12 protein-coding genes are annotated in these 15250 nt (G+C 41.4%); 6 read left to right on the top strand and 6 right to left on the bottom strand.

Annotated features, from left to right (window positions below; all coding sequences use genetic code 11):
- The first annotated feature begins 127 nt into the window (after window positions 1-127).
- The gene (locus G458_RS0109490) at window positions 128-505 is read left to right on the top strand and encodes a hypothetical protein (protein WP_026951699.1); all 378 of its coding nucleotides are present in this window, start codon (window positions 128-130) and stop codon (window positions 503-505) included.
- 57 nt (window positions 506-562) lie between these two features.
- Here the strand turns inward: G458_RS0109490 and G458_RS0109485 are convergent, their stop codons facing one another.
- The 3 genes from G458_RS0109485 to G458_RS0109475 form a co-directional block, all read right to left on the bottom strand.
- Window positions 563-1681 carry a Gfo/Idh/MocA family oxidoreductase gene (locus G458_RS0109485; RefSeq protein ID WP_026951698.1) on the bottom strand — a complete coding sequence of 373 codons (1119 nt, stop codon included), beginning with the start codon at window positions 1679-1681 and terminating at the stop codon, window positions 563-565.
- 180 nt (window positions 1682-1861) lie between these two features.
- Entirely contained in the window at window positions 1862-2722 is an 861-nt protein-coding gene (locus G458_RS0109480; protein ID WP_026951697.1) for a sugar phosphate isomerase/epimerase family protein, read from the bottom strand.
- Window position 2723: 1 nt separating this feature from the next.
- Window positions 2724-6224, bottom strand: a complete 3501-nt coding sequence (locus G458_RS0109475) for a PVC-type heme-binding CxxCH protein (protein WP_026951696.1) — start codon at window positions 6222-6224, stop codon at window positions 2724-2726.
- A 130-nt stretch (window positions 6225-6354) separates the two neighbouring features.
- Between G458_RS0109475 and G458_RS0109470 the strand changes: the two genes are divergently transcribed.
- Window positions 6355-7230: an AraC family transcriptional regulator gene (locus G458_RS0109470; RefSeq protein WP_026951695.1), complete on the top strand. Its 876-nt coding sequence runs from the start codon at window positions 6355-6357 to the stop codon at window positions 7228-7230.
- Between the two features lie 3 nt (window positions 7231-7233).
- Here the strand turns inward: G458_RS0109470 and G458_RS0109465 are convergent, their stop codons facing one another.
- From G458_RS0109465 to G458_RS0109450, 3 genes are all read right to left on the bottom strand, one after another.
- Window positions 7234-7911, bottom strand: a complete 678-nt coding sequence (locus tag G458_RS0109465) for a LytR/AlgR family response regulator transcription factor (protein ID WP_026951694.1) — start codon at window positions 7909-7911, stop codon at window positions 7234-7236.
- Window positions 7908-9335 (bottom strand): sensor histidine kinase, encoded by a 1428-nt coding sequence (locus G458_RS0109460; RefSeq protein WP_026951693.1) that lies wholly within the window; start codon window positions 9333-9335, stop codon window positions 7908-7910. The genes G458_RS0109465 and G458_RS0109460 overlap by 4 nt, the downstream gene beginning before the upstream one ends.
- A gap of 542 nt (window positions 9336-9877) precedes the next feature.
- On the bottom strand, window positions 9878-11344 hold the full coding sequence (locus tag G458_RS0109450) for an SLC13 family permease (protein WP_026951692.1): 1467 nt from the start codon (window positions 11342-11344) through the stop codon (window positions 9878-9880).
- Window positions 11345-11530: 186 nt separating this feature from the next.
- Between G458_RS0109450 and G458_RS0109445 the strand changes: the two genes are divergently transcribed.
- From G458_RS0109445 to G458_RS20510, 4 genes are all read left to right on the top strand, one after another.
- Window positions 11531-12277 carry a YHYH protein gene (locus tag G458_RS0109445; protein ID WP_026951691.1) on the top strand — a complete coding sequence of 249 codons (747 nt, stop codon included), beginning with the start codon at window positions 11531-11533 and terminating at the stop codon, window positions 12275-12277.
- An 82-nt stretch (window positions 12278-12359) separates the two neighbouring features.
- Window positions 12360-12893, top strand: coding sequence for a toxin-antitoxin system YwqK family antitoxin (locus tag G458_RS20515; protein WP_051287167.1), 534 nt, complete (start codon window positions 12360-12362; stop codon window positions 12891-12893).
- Entirely contained in the window at window positions 12841-13491 is a 651-nt protein-coding gene (locus tag G458_RS0109435; protein ID WP_026951690.1) for an SCO family protein, read from the top strand. The genes G458_RS20515 and G458_RS0109435 overlap by 53 nt, the downstream gene beginning before the upstream one ends.
- A gap of 235 nt (window positions 13492-13726) precedes the next feature.
- The gene (locus tag G458_RS20510) at window positions 13727-15115 is read left to right on the top strand and encodes a CotH kinase family protein (RefSeq protein WP_035467968.1); all 1389 of its coding nucleotides are present in this window, start codon (window positions 13727-13729) and stop codon (window positions 15113-15115) included.
- Window positions 15116-15250 lie beyond the last annotated feature (135 nt).

Raw genomic sequence — 15250 nt, 5'->3', positions numbered from 1 at the left:
AGCTTGTTGATTTCTCTCTGGGTTTATTTAATTGATTTTAAGCAAAATTTAATTTTTAAACACTCTTGGAATAATTAGTAATTATTTTTTGATTCATAAAATTTTACAAACCTTTAACTAAAATTCAATGAAAGTCCAAAAATTCCTTCTCTCTACGTTACTTGTAGCGTTATTTATTTCGGTTTCATTTGCTTCCCAACCTACTTTGGATGAGAAATATTTTGAAGGCAAATGGGCCGTCACTGTCAAAGATACCCCGCAAGGGACAGCTACCATTCCCATGAGGTTTGAGACTGTGGATGGGGTAACCAAAGGTTATTTTATGGAAGATGCTTCTGGGAATGAAAAGATCATGAGCTCGGTATCCATAAGCGGAGATGTGCTCACAGCTTATTTTAACATCACCGGATATGATGTTTACATGAGTCTTAAAAAAGTTGACGATGAAAGTGCTAATGGTTCGTTGATGGATATGTTTACTGCCGAAGCCAAAAGAATGAAATAATCCCCCTTACCTAGAATCAAAAAGCCTCGCTCAGGTAGTTACAGAGCGAGGCTTTTTTTACTTTTTACTTAGGGTAAAATCCGGAAGATACTTGATTTTACCACCCTCCATGGCTGATTCATGAGCCAAAATTCCTACGCAGGTGATATTGGCTGACTGTCGTGCATCCGGGTATGGTGCCCTTTCCTCTTTCAAAGCCAGCAAGAACTCATGTACCAAATGGGGATGGGATCCCCCATGACCTGAACCTTGGATAAAAGATAAATGCTGATTGTCATCGGAATCATAAACGCCTTGGGTAGTGAAAGGTGCAATCTCATCCGGAAGAAGATGTGCATAATCAGGGATTTTTACTTTTGAAGGTATTTCACCGGTATGAATTACAGAATCCTCATGCTCAATTAGTGTCCATTCGAAAGATTTCTTGGAGCCATAAACGTCAAAGCTTTCCCGGTATTGACGGGCGGTATTGAAAAGAGAGCGAGTCACCTCTGCCGCCAAATCTGAATCTTTCAGTTTGATATGACAGGTTTCTATGGCAAAAGGAGAACCATATTTCGGGATCAGATTTTCATCAATTCTTCCAGAACCCAAACAAGACACATATTCGGCCTGTCCTTTGGGTAAAGCCAACACAGGACCAACACAATGAGTCGCATAATGCATGGGAGGGAGGCCTTCCCAATATCCAGGCCATCCCGCCATTTCTTGCTGGTGGGATGCCCTTAGGAATTGGATTTTCCCCAACTCACCTTTATCATACATTTCTTTCACAAATAAAAATTCACGGCTATAGATTACCGTTTCCATCATCATGTAGGTCAGGCCAGTTTTTTCGGTAAGCTCGACAATTTGCCGACATTCATCGACAGTAGTCGCCATCGGCACGGTACAAGCTACGTGCTTTCCAGCCTTTAATGCTTTAATGGACTGTTCCGCATGATTTTGAATGGGAGTGTTGATGTGAACGGCGTCAATATTGGGATCTTTCAGCAATTCATCGTAGTCTGTATATACTTTCTCGATGCCAAAAGCCTTTCCGATCTCCTCTGCTTTTTCTTTGTTTCGTTGGCAAATGGCATACATGTTGGCCAAGGGATGTTTTTGATAAATCGGTATAAACTCCGCTCCAAATCCAAGTCCAATGATGGCTATGTTAATGGGTTTTTGGGTCATGGTAGGTGTTGTTTTTTGGGGTTATTAAAATTTGAAATTAAAAATCGCCTAGCAAAACTTTGATAAATTCTTCATTACAAGCAGAGTATAGAGTTTTCGGTTGTCAGTTCGAGCACCTGACAGACGGAAGTCTGGAGGTAAGAGGACCCTTCGACTCCGCTCAGGGTGACAAAAGGAAGCTTAGTCCAACGCCCATTTCTTCAAGAATTCTAAACCTTCCTTCGCGAATCCATCCTGAGAAGGAACCAAAGGCTTCCAAATGCAAACAGCACCTGCTAGCTCTTTGACTTCCGGAGTAAAGCTCTCTATGGAAATCGTTCCTTGGTAATTAATGGCCTCCAATCCTCGCTTCCAAGCAGCCCAGTTGGTTTGGCCAGTACCGGGTGTGCCACGGTAATTTTCAGATACTTGCACATGAATCAATTTATCACCGACTTGTTTGATGGCAGTTTCAATGCAAGGCTCTTCAATATTCATATGAAACCCATCCAAAATTGCCTTGGCTTGAGGTTCATTGATATCTTGAATCAATTGCATTAACTCAGAAGCGGTGTTGATCAAGTCCGTCTCAAACCGGTTGAGGGTCTCGATCGCTATCTCCAGCCCAAATTCCCCGGCTCTTTTGCAAACTTTTCGAAGGTTTGTCACTGCGCGATTCCATTCGATTTTCTTTTGCTCGGGAGAAACCAATCTCGCTTTCCCAACTGCAGAGTACATAGGGCCGGCCACAAATCCAGCCTCCAGTTCAGAGGAGATTTTGAAGCACGCATCCAAATAGTCAAAGCAGGTTTTGTGAAAGCTAGGATCCTCGTGGGTCAAATCTCTAGTTGGTCCAAATGCCCCACAGATAATGGGCCTTAACCCATTATCTGCCAAAGCTTTTTTCACTAATTCTATGTCTATTAATTCGGGATCCTCTACCGGAATTTCCACTGCATCGTAGCCAAAGCTTTTGATTTTTGGGAAAAGGTTAACCGTTTCTTTATTGAAAGGAGAGGTCCAAAGCCAAGTACTGACTCCAAATTCTATTTTTAGTGCCATCTTACTCTACTTTCATGATTCCGTTCATGATTCTCCAATGCCCAGGTACAGTACACACAAAAGGATACTCTCCAGGTTCGGTAGGAGCAATAAATACCAAGGATTCTCTTCCTTCCGGATCCACCAAAAGTGTAGCAGCGATCACTTGAGGAATTTTCGGAACGTAATTTTGCTCTGCGCCCTTAGGATCTCTAGCCAATTCGTCAGCTGCTTTCCCGATGATTTCCATAGACCCTTTTTGACCAATTACCAGATTGTGTTGCATAAAGTCCGGATTTTCGAAGTCAATGGTAACTTGAGATCCTGCTTTAACAGTGAAGGTCGCTTGGTCAAATTTCATTTCATGGGGCACCACAGACAGCTTCACCAAGGTTGTTCCATTTGCAGAGACGCTGGTGGCTGAAGCGCCCAGAAGATCCAGATCAGTACCTGGCTTTTTCAAGGCTAAGGTAGATTTGTTGCTTATTCTTCCAGAAAACATCCAGCCTCCTACATATTTTCCAACTTGATTTCTAGAATCGTTTTGTCCCACGCGAACTCTTCTTGGAGATAGTTCTTCCTTGAATAAGCCTTTAGTTTTAGCCATGCCGATTTCTTCACCGTTGATTTTCAAACTCATGCTTCCATCTTCCACCAAGGTGGCATTAATGATGAATTGCTCCTCAGGAAGGGGTTTTTTGGTACTGATGAGTGTCAATTTTTCATCCTGTGCAACAGCAAAGTGAAGAGCATCCTCAAAAATGTACAAACTGTAACCATTAGTATTGTTGCCAGAAGCCACCAAAATACCATCCATTGGATTATTGCCTTTGGAAACAATCATTCGAATCTCAATCTCTTTTCCAGCTATGTCGGGAGGAAAGAGGATGGAGTTTCTTGAATCCAATGGATATTGCTCTGCCACCAAGCTTCTGCTGATTCGGTCGGCTAGTGAAAATTCTGTATCGGCATTGGCTTGTAGAGCCTTGGAATTGTCCAGTTTGGCAAATTCTGTAGGGTGGGATAAAACCGCTGCAAATACCGCCTGAGGTATATAGGCATCTTTTCCATTTTCTTCATTTCGAGCCAGTTCGACTAACTTTTTGGCAGCTTCTTCGGAAAATGGCATATCTGAAACAGCCAAAAATGCATACTTTCGGGTATGAAGGTCGGCATCTTTGAGCACATTGGAGTTTAAAATAGCCTGAAGTGATGAGGTGTTTTTAGGCAATACTCTCAAAGCATTTTTCCGAACCGCAGCGGAAGGATGGGTTAAGGCTTTTTCTACTGCCTTTATGGCCTCCTGATTTCCATCTTCCAGTTCACCCAGTCCGTGAAGTGTCCATAATGCGTTGATTGCAGGGCCATTGATTCCAGCTTTGTCCACTTTTTGATCCCCAATCAAGGCATACAAATCCGACAGAATTGACTTGTCCTGCTTCTCTACAATCAATCTCTGGGCAGTCAATCTCCAGAACATGTTTTCGCTTTTCAAGGCTTTTATCAAGTCCTTTCCTTTGGCATCTTTGAGATCAAAGACCTCGGAATCTTCTCCTGCTTTATACTTTATGCGATAAATTCTACCATGCTGAGCATCCCGAAGTGGATTGATGTAAGCATTACCTGCCCCATTTTCAAATCCTCTTGGAGTTGGATTATGCTGTATGATAAAGTTATACCAGTCTGCCACCCATAATGCTCCATCAGGCCCTACTTCTGCATGAACGGGAGAGAACCATTCATCGGAGCTTGCGAGAATATTGAATCCATTTTTCTCTTTATAACCTGATCCATCAGCATTGATGATGGCATTGTGAAGTACTCGGCCGGTTGGCTCTGCCACAAAAGCAATTTTATTCCAGTATTTCTCAGGAAAGCTTCTTGCGGTGTAAAAATTATGACCTGCTGCTGCAGTGTAGCCTCCATGCCAGTCCACCTGTCTCAAGAAAGGCTCCAAATTAGGCATGTCGTAATGGGAGTCAATTCCATGAACCGTGTTGGCAGAGCCTTGAAATATAGGTCTTTTTACATAGTTGTTAGCCATGGAGAAATAGACGCTGTGCTGCCCATTGGCCGTAGAAATGAAGGTTTCGAAATCCTCTGTAAATCCAAGACCCCAGGTATTGTTGGAAGTATTTCCCAGATATTCCAAATTCTCTCCTGAAGGATCAAATCGGTAGACTCCCTGTCCAAATGAATGTCTCTTTCCGCTGACTTCTCCATTGAATCCTGAATAGCCCAATACACCCCAAATTTTATTATCAAAACCATATTTCAGGTTGGACGGGCCGGCATGAGTATCACTTTTCCCCCAACCGGTCATCAAAACCTCTCTGACATCTGCTATATCATCTCCGTCCGTGTCTTTCAAAAACAAAAAATCTGGAGCCATGGAGATCAGCATCCCTCCATTTACAGCCATGATGGAAGTAGGTATATTCAAATTATCCGCGAAAACAGTAACCTTATCGGCTTTTCCATCTCCATCGGTATCTTCAAGAATTTTAATCTTGTCATTGCCACCTTCAGTCCGAACTTCGTTTGGATAGTCCGTAGTCTCTATGACAAACAAGCGTCCTCTTTCGTCCCAAGTCATGGATATGGGATTAATGATCATGGGCTCGCTTGCAAAAAGCTCCATTTCAAACTCAATCGGCAACTGAACGAGTTTCATACTTTCCTCTGGGGACAAAGGCAACTGGAACTTGGGAGCCGGATCCCGTTTTTCGTAATTGGGTATTTCGGCATCTCTAAACACTGGAGTAGGGATTTCATAGGCTTGAAGTAATTCATTGACTTTATCTCCGACTGCCCAAAGAATTCCGTTGGCCAACAATTCATGAAACTGTGCTTGCTTCCAAGTTTCTTCATTATGGCCATAAGCGGTATAGAAAACCCGTCCTTTGCCTTCATTTCTGATCCAAGTGTAAGGCTCTTTGTGATCACCTTCCACACGCTCCATCAATACTTGCATATCAGGATTAAGGTGTGAATGCACATAGGTTTCGTCCCATGTTTCAAATTCTTCAATTCCGCTCATGATAGGGTGTGTGGCATCTACTATGTCGACAGTAAATCTCCCGGTTCCATGAGTGCTAAACTGACCGCCAACAGCACCAACGTACCAATCCGAATTTCTGAAACACCAAGAAGCGCTGTGAATGGGAATCAAGGCTTTGCCACTTTGGACATAGTCCTTTAGCGCTTTTTCCTGAGCAGATCCAATGGAATCATGATTGGCATAAATCATCAAGCCATCATAATTATTCAAGGTCTCCTCATTGAGATCATTCAAATCTGTGGTATAGGTGAGATTGATTCCTTTTTGGAATAAAGGAGCTGAGATATGCATCATCAATTTCTCTGAATTATGATGTTCGCTCTCATGTCCCAAGACTAGAATCTCTACTCTTCTGGGCTCAGTCATGGACAGAAAGGACTTTTTCCGGCCACAAGAACTCCACAACAAGGCCGTTGCAAAGAGTAGAAGACAAAAGCTTCTGAAGGTTAAGGATTTGGTCATTCTTTGGGTATATTTTTTCTAAGGATAATATTGAGAATAAATACTTTGAAAAACCTACTGTTTTTGATTGAATTATGACTGTTTTTTGTCAATTTTAAAGCCATTAGAGTAAAAATAAAGCACAAATACAGTGAAAAAACCTTTTCAAAAGTCTAGAATTCCAGAAGGAAAAGCCTTTGTGATTCAGGAATTAAAGGCCCCTTTTTTTGATGTAAACTGGCATTTCCATTCCGAATACCAGCTTTTTGTGGTTTTAGAAGGTCGGGGTACGCGCTTTATTGGTGACCATATGCAGGCTTTTAGGGAAGGTGACCTGGTACTTACGGGTCCTAATTTGCCGCATTTGTGGAAAAATGACTTAGCCTATCATGACCCCGCCAATGGTCTGATGACCCATGGAATAGTAATTTATTTTCCAGATAATTTTTTGAATGAGTCGGTTTTCACTTTGGAGGAGTTTGATTCTATCGCTCAATTGCTCCTGAAGTCTTCCCGAGGTATTCAGGTTATTGGGCATACAAACCCAATAATCAAGACCATGATGGTAGAACTGCTGGATCTTCAAGGAACCAAAAGCCTAATCCAGCTCATGAGTATGCTCGAGCTTATGGCTCAGAATCCAGAAGACTGCAAACTGATCGCTGATGCAGCCTATATCAATACCAACAAAGAATCCGAAAAAGACAGGATGGGTCAGGTGTATGAATATGTAATGCGAAACTTCCAGGGAAAAGTAAATCTGGAAGAAGCCGCTCAAATCGCTAATTTATCGGTTTCTGCCTTTAGCCGATTTTTCAAATCAAGGGTAAACAAGACATTTTCCGATTTTTTGACCGACGTTCGAATCTCACATGCTTGTAAGCTCTTGCATGAAACTGATAAAAATATCGGAGAAATTTCCTTCGAATGTGGATTTCCGACACTTTCGAATTTCAATAAACTCTTTCGGGAAAGAACACAAAAAACTCCTTTCGAGTATAGAAAGGAGTTTATTCAAAGCTTTTAGAATTCAGGAGAGGAGCTTTTCCTGTACCTCCTCAGCATAGGAAGAACTTAGAGGAACCAAAAACTTTCCCAATTGAAGCTGATGTCTTTCTACTTTTTTGACCAGGTTTTTATTTGCCAAAAAAGAGCGATGGGTACGGACAAAGTAGGAGGGTAGGAGTTTTTCAGTTTCTGAAAGCGTCATTCTACTGATGATTTTTTGGTTTTCAAGTTGGAAAGTGACGTAATTCCCTTGGGCTTCACAGTAGAAAAGGTCAGCAAAGTCAACTCGTGATTGCCCTTCAGAAGTTTTGACAAAAAGAAATGCAGCCTCATTTTTGGGTTGTAGGTCAAGCCACTCTTGTGCTTTTTGGCAGGCCTTAAGAAACCGACCTAGGCTAAATGGCTTGAGGAGATAATCCATGGCATTGAGTTCGAAACCTTTGACAGCATAATCAGAATAGGCTGTGGTGAAAATCACCATTGTTTCCTTGGGGACCATGGCCGCGAGATCAATTCCTGAAATATCAGGCATATTGATGTCCAGAAAGATCAAATCCACAGGATTGGATTTGAGGTATTCTAAACCCTGAATTGCATCTGTAAAGGTTTTTTCGAGTGCCAAAAAAGGAACCTTGGAAGCATGAGACTTCACGACTTCCAAGGCAAAAGTTTCATCATCGATGGCAATAGCCTTAATCATGCGTTTGAGAGTTGAACCGAAAGATGGACAAAGAAATCAGAATCATTGGCGATAATATTCAATTGATGCTGATTAGGATATAACAGGTCCAATCGCTTTTTCACGTTTTCCAATCCAATTCCCGATTCTTCCCGGCTTTTTTCACTGTTGGGTTTTTCTGGGTGAACGCTGTTGACCAAGTCCAAATGAACTGATCCGGACAAACATCTCAAATTGAGGCGAATCCATGATTTTTCTTTTGCAGAAATGCCATGCTTGAAGGCATTTTCCACAAATGGAATCAAGAGCATCGGAGCGATTTCTCCCTGACACTGACTCTCATTGATCTGGAGATCAATTTCCAAATTGGCTTGAGAACCAAATCGAAGCATTTGAAGGTCTAAGTAATTCCTCAGGTAATCAATTTCCCTGGAAAGCGGTATTCTTGGCAATTGATTTTCATGAAGCATAAAGCGCATCATATCTCCGAGCTTTTGGATTCCGTCAGAGGTTTTTTCAGCTTTCTCCATCAAGGCATTGGCATAAAGGGTGTTTAAGGCATTGAATAGGAAATGAGGATTGATTTGAGAGCGGAGAAAGTCAAAGCTCGCATTGCCCTGATCTACCTGGTTGGAAAGACTGTGAATTTGTCTGACAAAAGAATCATACTTTTTAAATAAAAAAGTAGTCAGAGGGAAAAAGATAAGCTGGATAAAAGCAACTGCTCCCAAGCCACCGATCAAGAATATCTCCTCCTGATTTTCTTCAACAGAGATAATCAGGAAAACAAAAAGCAGTGCAGCCACCAAACCCCAATTGAACCATCTGGACTGCTTGATAAGACCTTTTTTACGTTTTCCATAAACCAGGTAAAAGTTATAAAAGCTGGCGATAAGGATGACAGGAATGAAAATTCCGAAAATAATCGAAGGCCCTTGGCTAGCGATGGGTTCTAATTGAAGGAGAAAAAAGAAGGTAAACAAATAACCCAGAATAGAGCGGGTGATATTATAAAGTTGAAAATCACTGATTTTGGGGGGACTAAGTGCCTGAGAGAGTAGATTAGCCCCGATCATATAACAGGCATACAATACGACTATTCCCAAGAAAAACGTAGGAAATGGAGCATTGGTCAAGTTAGCCTGATACCCAAAAAGGGCACAGATAAAAAATGTAACCAAACCTACAATCAACATCAAGACTATAGGAAGGGCTTTTCTATTTTCACTCTGAAATTTGGGAATTAATACCTGATGGATCAGATGGAATGCCGTGTACAGCGCCGCCAATATGACTAGACGGCTCGCATATTTGAATATGCCAAAATCGGGGTCATCAGTAAATTGAGGGCGATAAATAAAGAGGATAAACAAAAAAGCGATTAGTGTGGCGCTGGTAACAATCCACCATTCGATTTGTCGGAAATCAAGACTTTTGGATTTCATAGTTGAGTTTAGAGATAATTTCGATCAGGACAAACTTTTCTAATGGCTACTTGGAACATTCTTTTGATTCAGAAAAAGAGCAAAATCAGGTTGTAAACCAATGCTGCTATGATTAAGAGCAAAAAGGATTTCCTTTTTTCCATGAGAATTGTAGGGTTTTAATTTTTCTTCAAGGATAAAGTCAAGGAAAAGCTCAATCAAAAAAATGTGACGAAATGGGGATTTCGAGGGGTGGATTTGGTTTTTCAGTGTCAGTGATCAGTTCCAGTGGTCAGTCGCAGTGATCAGTCTCAGTTTTCTGGGTCGGAGGGGAATGTTGGTATTAGGGTTGAAATTTGGAAGGTTGTAAAGCGGAAAAATCTTATCTGTGGGAATCTTTGATTTAAATCTGGCTTAACCTACCAGAAACAGGCTAGTCTGTGGGAAAATTGGAAAGTTTAAATCTGCGGATATCCCTGACTTTTTCTGTGTTAATCTGTGGGAAAATAAAGCGGTCGAAGCTATCAAGCCACTCGTAACTCGTAATTCGTAACTCGAATCTCTCAAAAAGGATATTTCATCAACTCAATTCCCCAAAGCCAAGGAAGGATGAAATAAACCATAAGGGAAATAATTAGAATGGAGAGAATATTCAACCAAAGGCCTGCTCGGACCATATCCTTCATTTGCAAATATCCTGATCCAAATACCACTGCATTGGGAGGAGTCGCCACCGGAAGCATAAAGGCGCAACTCGCAGCTAAAGTAGCCCCAACCATCAATCCAAACGGATGCAAATCCAACTTAATCGCTACAGAGGCTAAAATCGGTAAAAGCATGGAGGCAGTGGCCACATTGGAGGTCACCTCGGTGAGGAAATTAACTGATGCAATAATGATAACAAGTAAAATAAAGAAACTTATACCTTCCAATAAGGTGAATTTTTGGCCAATCCATTCTGCCAGACCGGTACTTTGAAATCCTTCCGCCAAGGCCAATCCACCACCAAAAAGAATCAATACACCCCAAGGAATTTTCTCCGCAGTTTTCCAGTCCAAAATCCTTTTTCCTTCAGAAGAGGAGGGGAGGATCAACAATAAAACCACACCGGTCAAGACTATAATCGTATCGTCTAATCCGGGGATAAATTTTGCCAAAAGAAAGCTTCGGGTAATCCAAGAAAAACAAACTAATCCAAAGACAATCAGGACAATCTTTTCCTCAAAACTGATTTTTCCCAGTGCTTTTAACTGGTTGGAAATAACAGATTTACCTCCGTCTAGTTCAAATGTTTTCGGAAGCTTATTTCCAAAACTTACTAGGTAGTACCAACAGATAAACAAAAGAACCATAGCAAATGGGAATCCGAAAAGCATCCATTCATTAAATGGAATTTCATAATCGTAAAGCTCCTTGATGACCGCCTGCATAATGGCATTGGTGGGAGTGCCGATTAGCGTCGCCATACCGCCGATTGAAGCAGAATAGGCGATTCCAAGCATGATATTTTTCCCCAGTTTATCCGCCAAAAGCCCATTGTTTTCACCTAACTGAGTCTTAAACTGAGAAACTACAGCCAAACCTATGGGTAACATCATCAGGGAGGTAGCAGAGTTGGAAATCCACATTGATAGAAATCCTGTAGCCAAAATAAATCCCAAAACTGTTGTCCTAAGATTAGTGCCCAATAAATATATTATGTTAAGTGCGATTCTCCGGTGGAGATTCCATTTTTCAATTCCTGTGGCCAATAGGAACCCACCCATATACAGAAGAACAGTAGGATGCATGTAATTAGCAGAGACATCACTGATTTTCAATAAACCAAGGGTTGGCATGAAAATAAGCGGCAATAAGGCAGTGCCAGCAATAGGTAGCGCTTCAGTAATCCACCAGATCGCCATCCAAGCTGTTAATGCAAGCATGGCTTTAGCCTCAGGATTTAATCCGGGAGTTTCAACCAGAAAAACAATAAATAGAAATGAAACAGGTCCAAGGAATAATCCCGATCGTGAAAGCCAATTCGTCATGTGGGTGAGGAGTAAACAAATCGTATTACATGCAGCGACCAAGATAAGAAATGATTCTTTTTGGATAGAGTAAAATTGTATTTAACATAATATAAATTATATAACATATAATAATAATTTCTTCCTCTCCACGAGGGATAAATTATCAAAGCGCGTCTAAGAATAAAAATATAAACCGACAAAGCTATGAGCAATCATCCTCTTTCGAAATTAACTTTAATCCTCTTCGCTATTTTGCTCATGAGCAGTTCATGCAATGACCAAGAATCCATAGAAGAAGAAATCGCTTCAGATCTCCACCCTGCCTTTGCAGAGTTCGATCAAGGCAATACTGAGATTTATTTGGATGGCTACAATGTGGTGATTGAAACCAATGGGCTTCCAAACCACAAAACTGTTTACTGGGGTTTGGGTCATGAGCTATATCAGCCTGAACCCGGTGTTCAACTAACGCCTTCTATCATTCCTAATTTTAATGGTGCCGCAACCTTGAGAGTTACTGCCAGTCCAAAGAAGGCCAGTTCGACCACTTCCACAAGTTTAGGAGCTATCGGTATCGCGATTAGTGGAGCCTATATCTATAATGACCAAGAAGGCAATGGTCCATTAGGACAAGCAGCTGCTTCATTGGATTATACGGGAGGCCACATCGGACCGGGTCAATATCATTACCACGTAGAAACAAAAGCTTGGACTAATGACGATGAAAACTTGGTAGGAATCATGGCGGATGGATTTTTCCTATACGGAAGAAAATGCCATTCCACCGGTAACCATCCAACCGACCTAGATGATTCCGGAGGACACACGACTATCACTCAGCATTCCTCAGTTGCAGAATATCATTACCATATCGAAAATGAACTATACCTCAACCAATACTATCTCCTATTTGCGGGTAGATATCAGGGCACTCCTAGTAGAATTAACTAGGATTTGGGTTTTCGTACCTTTAATTGTGTTAATCAGCAGTTGCGGTACAAATACAACAGAGCCCTCAATTCCTGAGATTTATGTGGACAAAACTGACCTTATACTTCACCCTAATGAAGGCAAATGGTACTTTGAAGGCCAGCCCTTTAGCGGATTTGCCCTTACCTATCATGAGAATGGAGCTATGGAGGAAAAGGTCGGTTTTTACCTAGGAAAAAAAGAAGGTCTTGCCCAAAAATGGTTTGAAAATGCCGTTTTGGGTAGTGAAATGAGCTATTCGGCCAATAAAATCCAAGGTTACAAAAGGACTTGGTGGCCCAATGGAGCCATGAGCAGTGAAGCTTATTTTGAAGATGGCGTAGTGACGGGAGTCCAAAAAACCTGGTATAACAATGGGCAAATTGCCAGATTGACCACAGTTAAAGATGGGAAGCCTGAGGGAATACAGCAGGCTTGGCTGAGCAACGGGAAAATTTACGCCAATTTTGAAGTCAGAAATGACCGAATATTTGGCATGAAGAGATCCAATTTGTGTTATTCTTTAAGCGAAGAAAAGATTATCAATGAGACAGTTAGTGATATGGATGACAGCCTTGGTGCTGACTTCCTGCAATAGTCCTGAAAAAGCGGATTCCAGTAAAGTAAGCGTTTTGCCCTACTATGAGGAGGCTACTTTTACACCGAAATGGTACGATGAAAAATCACTGCCCCCAGATTTTCATCAAATCCCCGAGTTTTCATTAGTCAATCAATTGGGAGAGGTAATCACCGAAGAAACCATCCATGGAAAAATTGCTATCGTGGATTTTTTCTTTACTTCCTGTCCTGGAATTTGTCCCAAAATGACCGAAAACATGACTTTGGTTCAAAATGAATTCCTGAAGGATGACTTCGTGATTTTGCTCTCTCATTCGGTAACTCCAGACTTTGACAATACTGCTATTTTGAATGAATATGCTGAGAAAAAAGGGGTTATTGCAGGAAAATGGCATTTACTTACTGGAGATCGATCCGAAATCTATTCGCTTGGAAGAAATGCCTATTTCGCTGAGGAGGATTTGGGATTGTTGAAAGGTCCGGATGATTTTTTGCACACTGAAAATTTTATTTTGCTCGATGGAAACAGACAAATCCGTGGAATCTATAACGGATTGAATAAAACATCTGTCAATCAATTGATTGAAGATGTTAAAACCCTCCGTCAATCACTTTAAATCTCTACTAATATCCATCATCTTTCGCAGGATAGGAATAATGGCTAAAGCCCTCCTATCCTGCTTTTTTTTAATCGGCAGATCAAAGAATTTTTTGTGATTCTTTTCACCAAGGTATTTAAACCTATCAAAACCAATGCTTTGTGATTTGATTTTTTAACCCAAAAAAAATAATAACCCGCGAGGGATTCCAAATCACATCACGTCTTTATCGGTATCCAAACTATTAAAAGACATGAGAAAATTCCTTTTGCCCCTACTCCTTCTCAATTTTCTGCTGGCCTGTGCCCCAGACGATATTGAACCTGTAGAAGAAACCACAACAGAAACTGTCTCCGACAAAGATTTCCAAATTCCGGATTGGACGACGGCTACCCACAGCAATGATGCTGATCCTAATTTTGACGAGATATTTCAAGACAATACCGTAAAACGTATTGACATTGTGATAACCTCAGCTCGATGGAAAAGCATGCTAAGCAATATGACCAGCTTATATGGTGCTTTTGGCTCAAGGACAGGAGGCAATTCATTTTCATCTGAGGATCCCATTTTTGTTCCTGCTGAGGTATTTTATAAAGGGAAACAATGGTACCGAGTTGGGGTTCGATTTAAAGGGAATTCCAGTTTGGCTTCCACCTGGAGAAACGGCAACATGAAGCTTTCCTTCAAATTGGATTTCGATGAATTTGAAGATGATTACCCTCAGATCAAAAATCAGCGGTTTTACGGATTCAAGAAGTTGAGTCTTAAAAACAATTATAATGATAAATCCATGGTGCGGGAAAAAGTATCCGGGGATATTTTCAGAAAAGCAGGACTTGCCAGTTCCCATACTGCCTTTTTCACTGTCTATGTAGACTATGGAGAGGGTCCCAAATACTTCGGACTGTACACATTGGTAGAAGAAGTTGACGATACAGTCATTGAAACCCAGTTTGCTGACAAAGATGGAAATCTCTACCAGCCAGATGGTACCGGAGCCAGTTTTGCTCTAGGTACATTTAGTGAGGCAGTTTTCACCAAAGAAACCAATGAGGATGCGGCTGATTGGACAGATATCAAGAACCTGTTTTCCGCGCTGCATGCCAGCAACAGAACTACAGATCCTGGCACATGGAGAAGCAACTTGGAGGCAGTATTTGATACGGATGTGTTTCTTAAATATTTGGCAATCAATACGGTTATCCAAAACTGGGATACTTATGGCAGAATGACCCATAACTATTACTTGTACAACAATCCCCAAACCAAAACCCTGAATTGGATTCCTTGGGACAATAATGAAGCACTTCAAACAGGTAATCAGCAAGGTTCTTTACCCTTGAATTTCTCAGGACTTTCTGCTTCTCAATGGCCCTTGATTGGGTACTTGTATGCGGACCCAGTGTATAAGGCAAAATATGATGCCAACGTCAGGGAAGTAATCAATGGTGTGTTCAACACCACCGATATGCATGCGCTTTATTCTTCCTACGGTGCATTATTGGAGCCTTATGCGACTACTGAAGTTGCGGGTTATAGCTTCCTGAGCAATAGTTCTGAATTCCAGTCAGCAATCAATACGCTAAAAACGCATGCTACCAGCCGGGCTGCAGCAGTGAAATCTTATTTGGGGGATTAATTCCCCCTAGACTCCCCTATCCTAGGTAGTATCAAGAAGCTGTACACACTCATCACCTAAGTATCTCTACTTCCTGCGAAAACTTGGGCATTCCGCTTAAACGGAATGTGGGTAGGCTACCCTTGATTTATCAAT

The sequence above is a fragment of the Algoriphagus mannitolivorans DSM 15301 genome (assembly GCF_000429425.1).
GTDB classification, from domain to species: domain Bacteria; phylum Bacteroidota; class Bacteroidia; order Cytophagales; family Cyclobacteriaceae; genus Algoriphagus; species Algoriphagus mannitolivorans.
Note: the sequence above shows the minus strand (reverse complement) of the source record. Positions and strands in the feature narration are given on the sequence as shown.

Excerpts from the sequence above, each read along its gene's own strand:
- G458_RS0109490 (WP_026951699.1), top strand. The coding sequence starts at position 128 with ATGAAAGTCCAAAAATTCCTTCTCTCTACGTTACTTGTAGCGTTATTT.
- G458_RS0109485 (WP_026951698.1), bottom strand. The coding sequence starts at position 1,681 with ATGACCCAAAAACCCATTAACATAGCCATCATTGGACTTGGATTTGGA.
- G458_RS0109480 (WP_026951697.1), bottom strand. The coding sequence starts at position 2,722 with ATGGCACTAAAAATAGAATTTGGAGTCAGTACTTGGCTTTGGACCTCT.
- G458_RS0109475 (WP_026951696.1), bottom strand. The coding sequence starts at position 6,224 with ATGACCAAATCCTTAACCTTCAGAAGCTTTTGTCTTCTACTCTTTGCA.
- G458_RS0109465 (WP_026951694.1), bottom strand. The coding sequence starts at position 7,911 with ATGATTAAGGCTATTGCCATCGATGATGAAACTTTTGCCTTGGAAGTC.
- G458_RS0109460 (WP_026951693.1), bottom strand. The coding sequence starts at position 9,335 with ATGAAATCCAAAAGTCTTGATTTCCGACAAATCGAATGGTGGATTGTT.
- G458_RS0109450 (WP_026951692.1), bottom strand. The coding sequence starts at position 11,344 with ATGACGAATTGGCTTTCACGATCGGGATTATTCCTTGGACCTGTTTCA.
- G458_RS0109445 (WP_026951691.1), top strand. The coding sequence starts at position 11,531 with ATGAGCAATCATCCTCTTTCGAAATTAACTTTAATCCTCTTCGCTATT.
- G458_RS0109435 (WP_026951690.1), top strand. The coding sequence starts at position 12,841 with ATGAGACAGTTAGTGATATGGATGACAGCCTTGGTGCTGACTTCCTGC.
- G458_RS20510 (WP_035467968.1), top strand. The coding sequence starts at position 13,727 with ATGAGAAAATTCCTTTTGCCCCTACTCCTTCTCAATTTTCTGCTGGCC.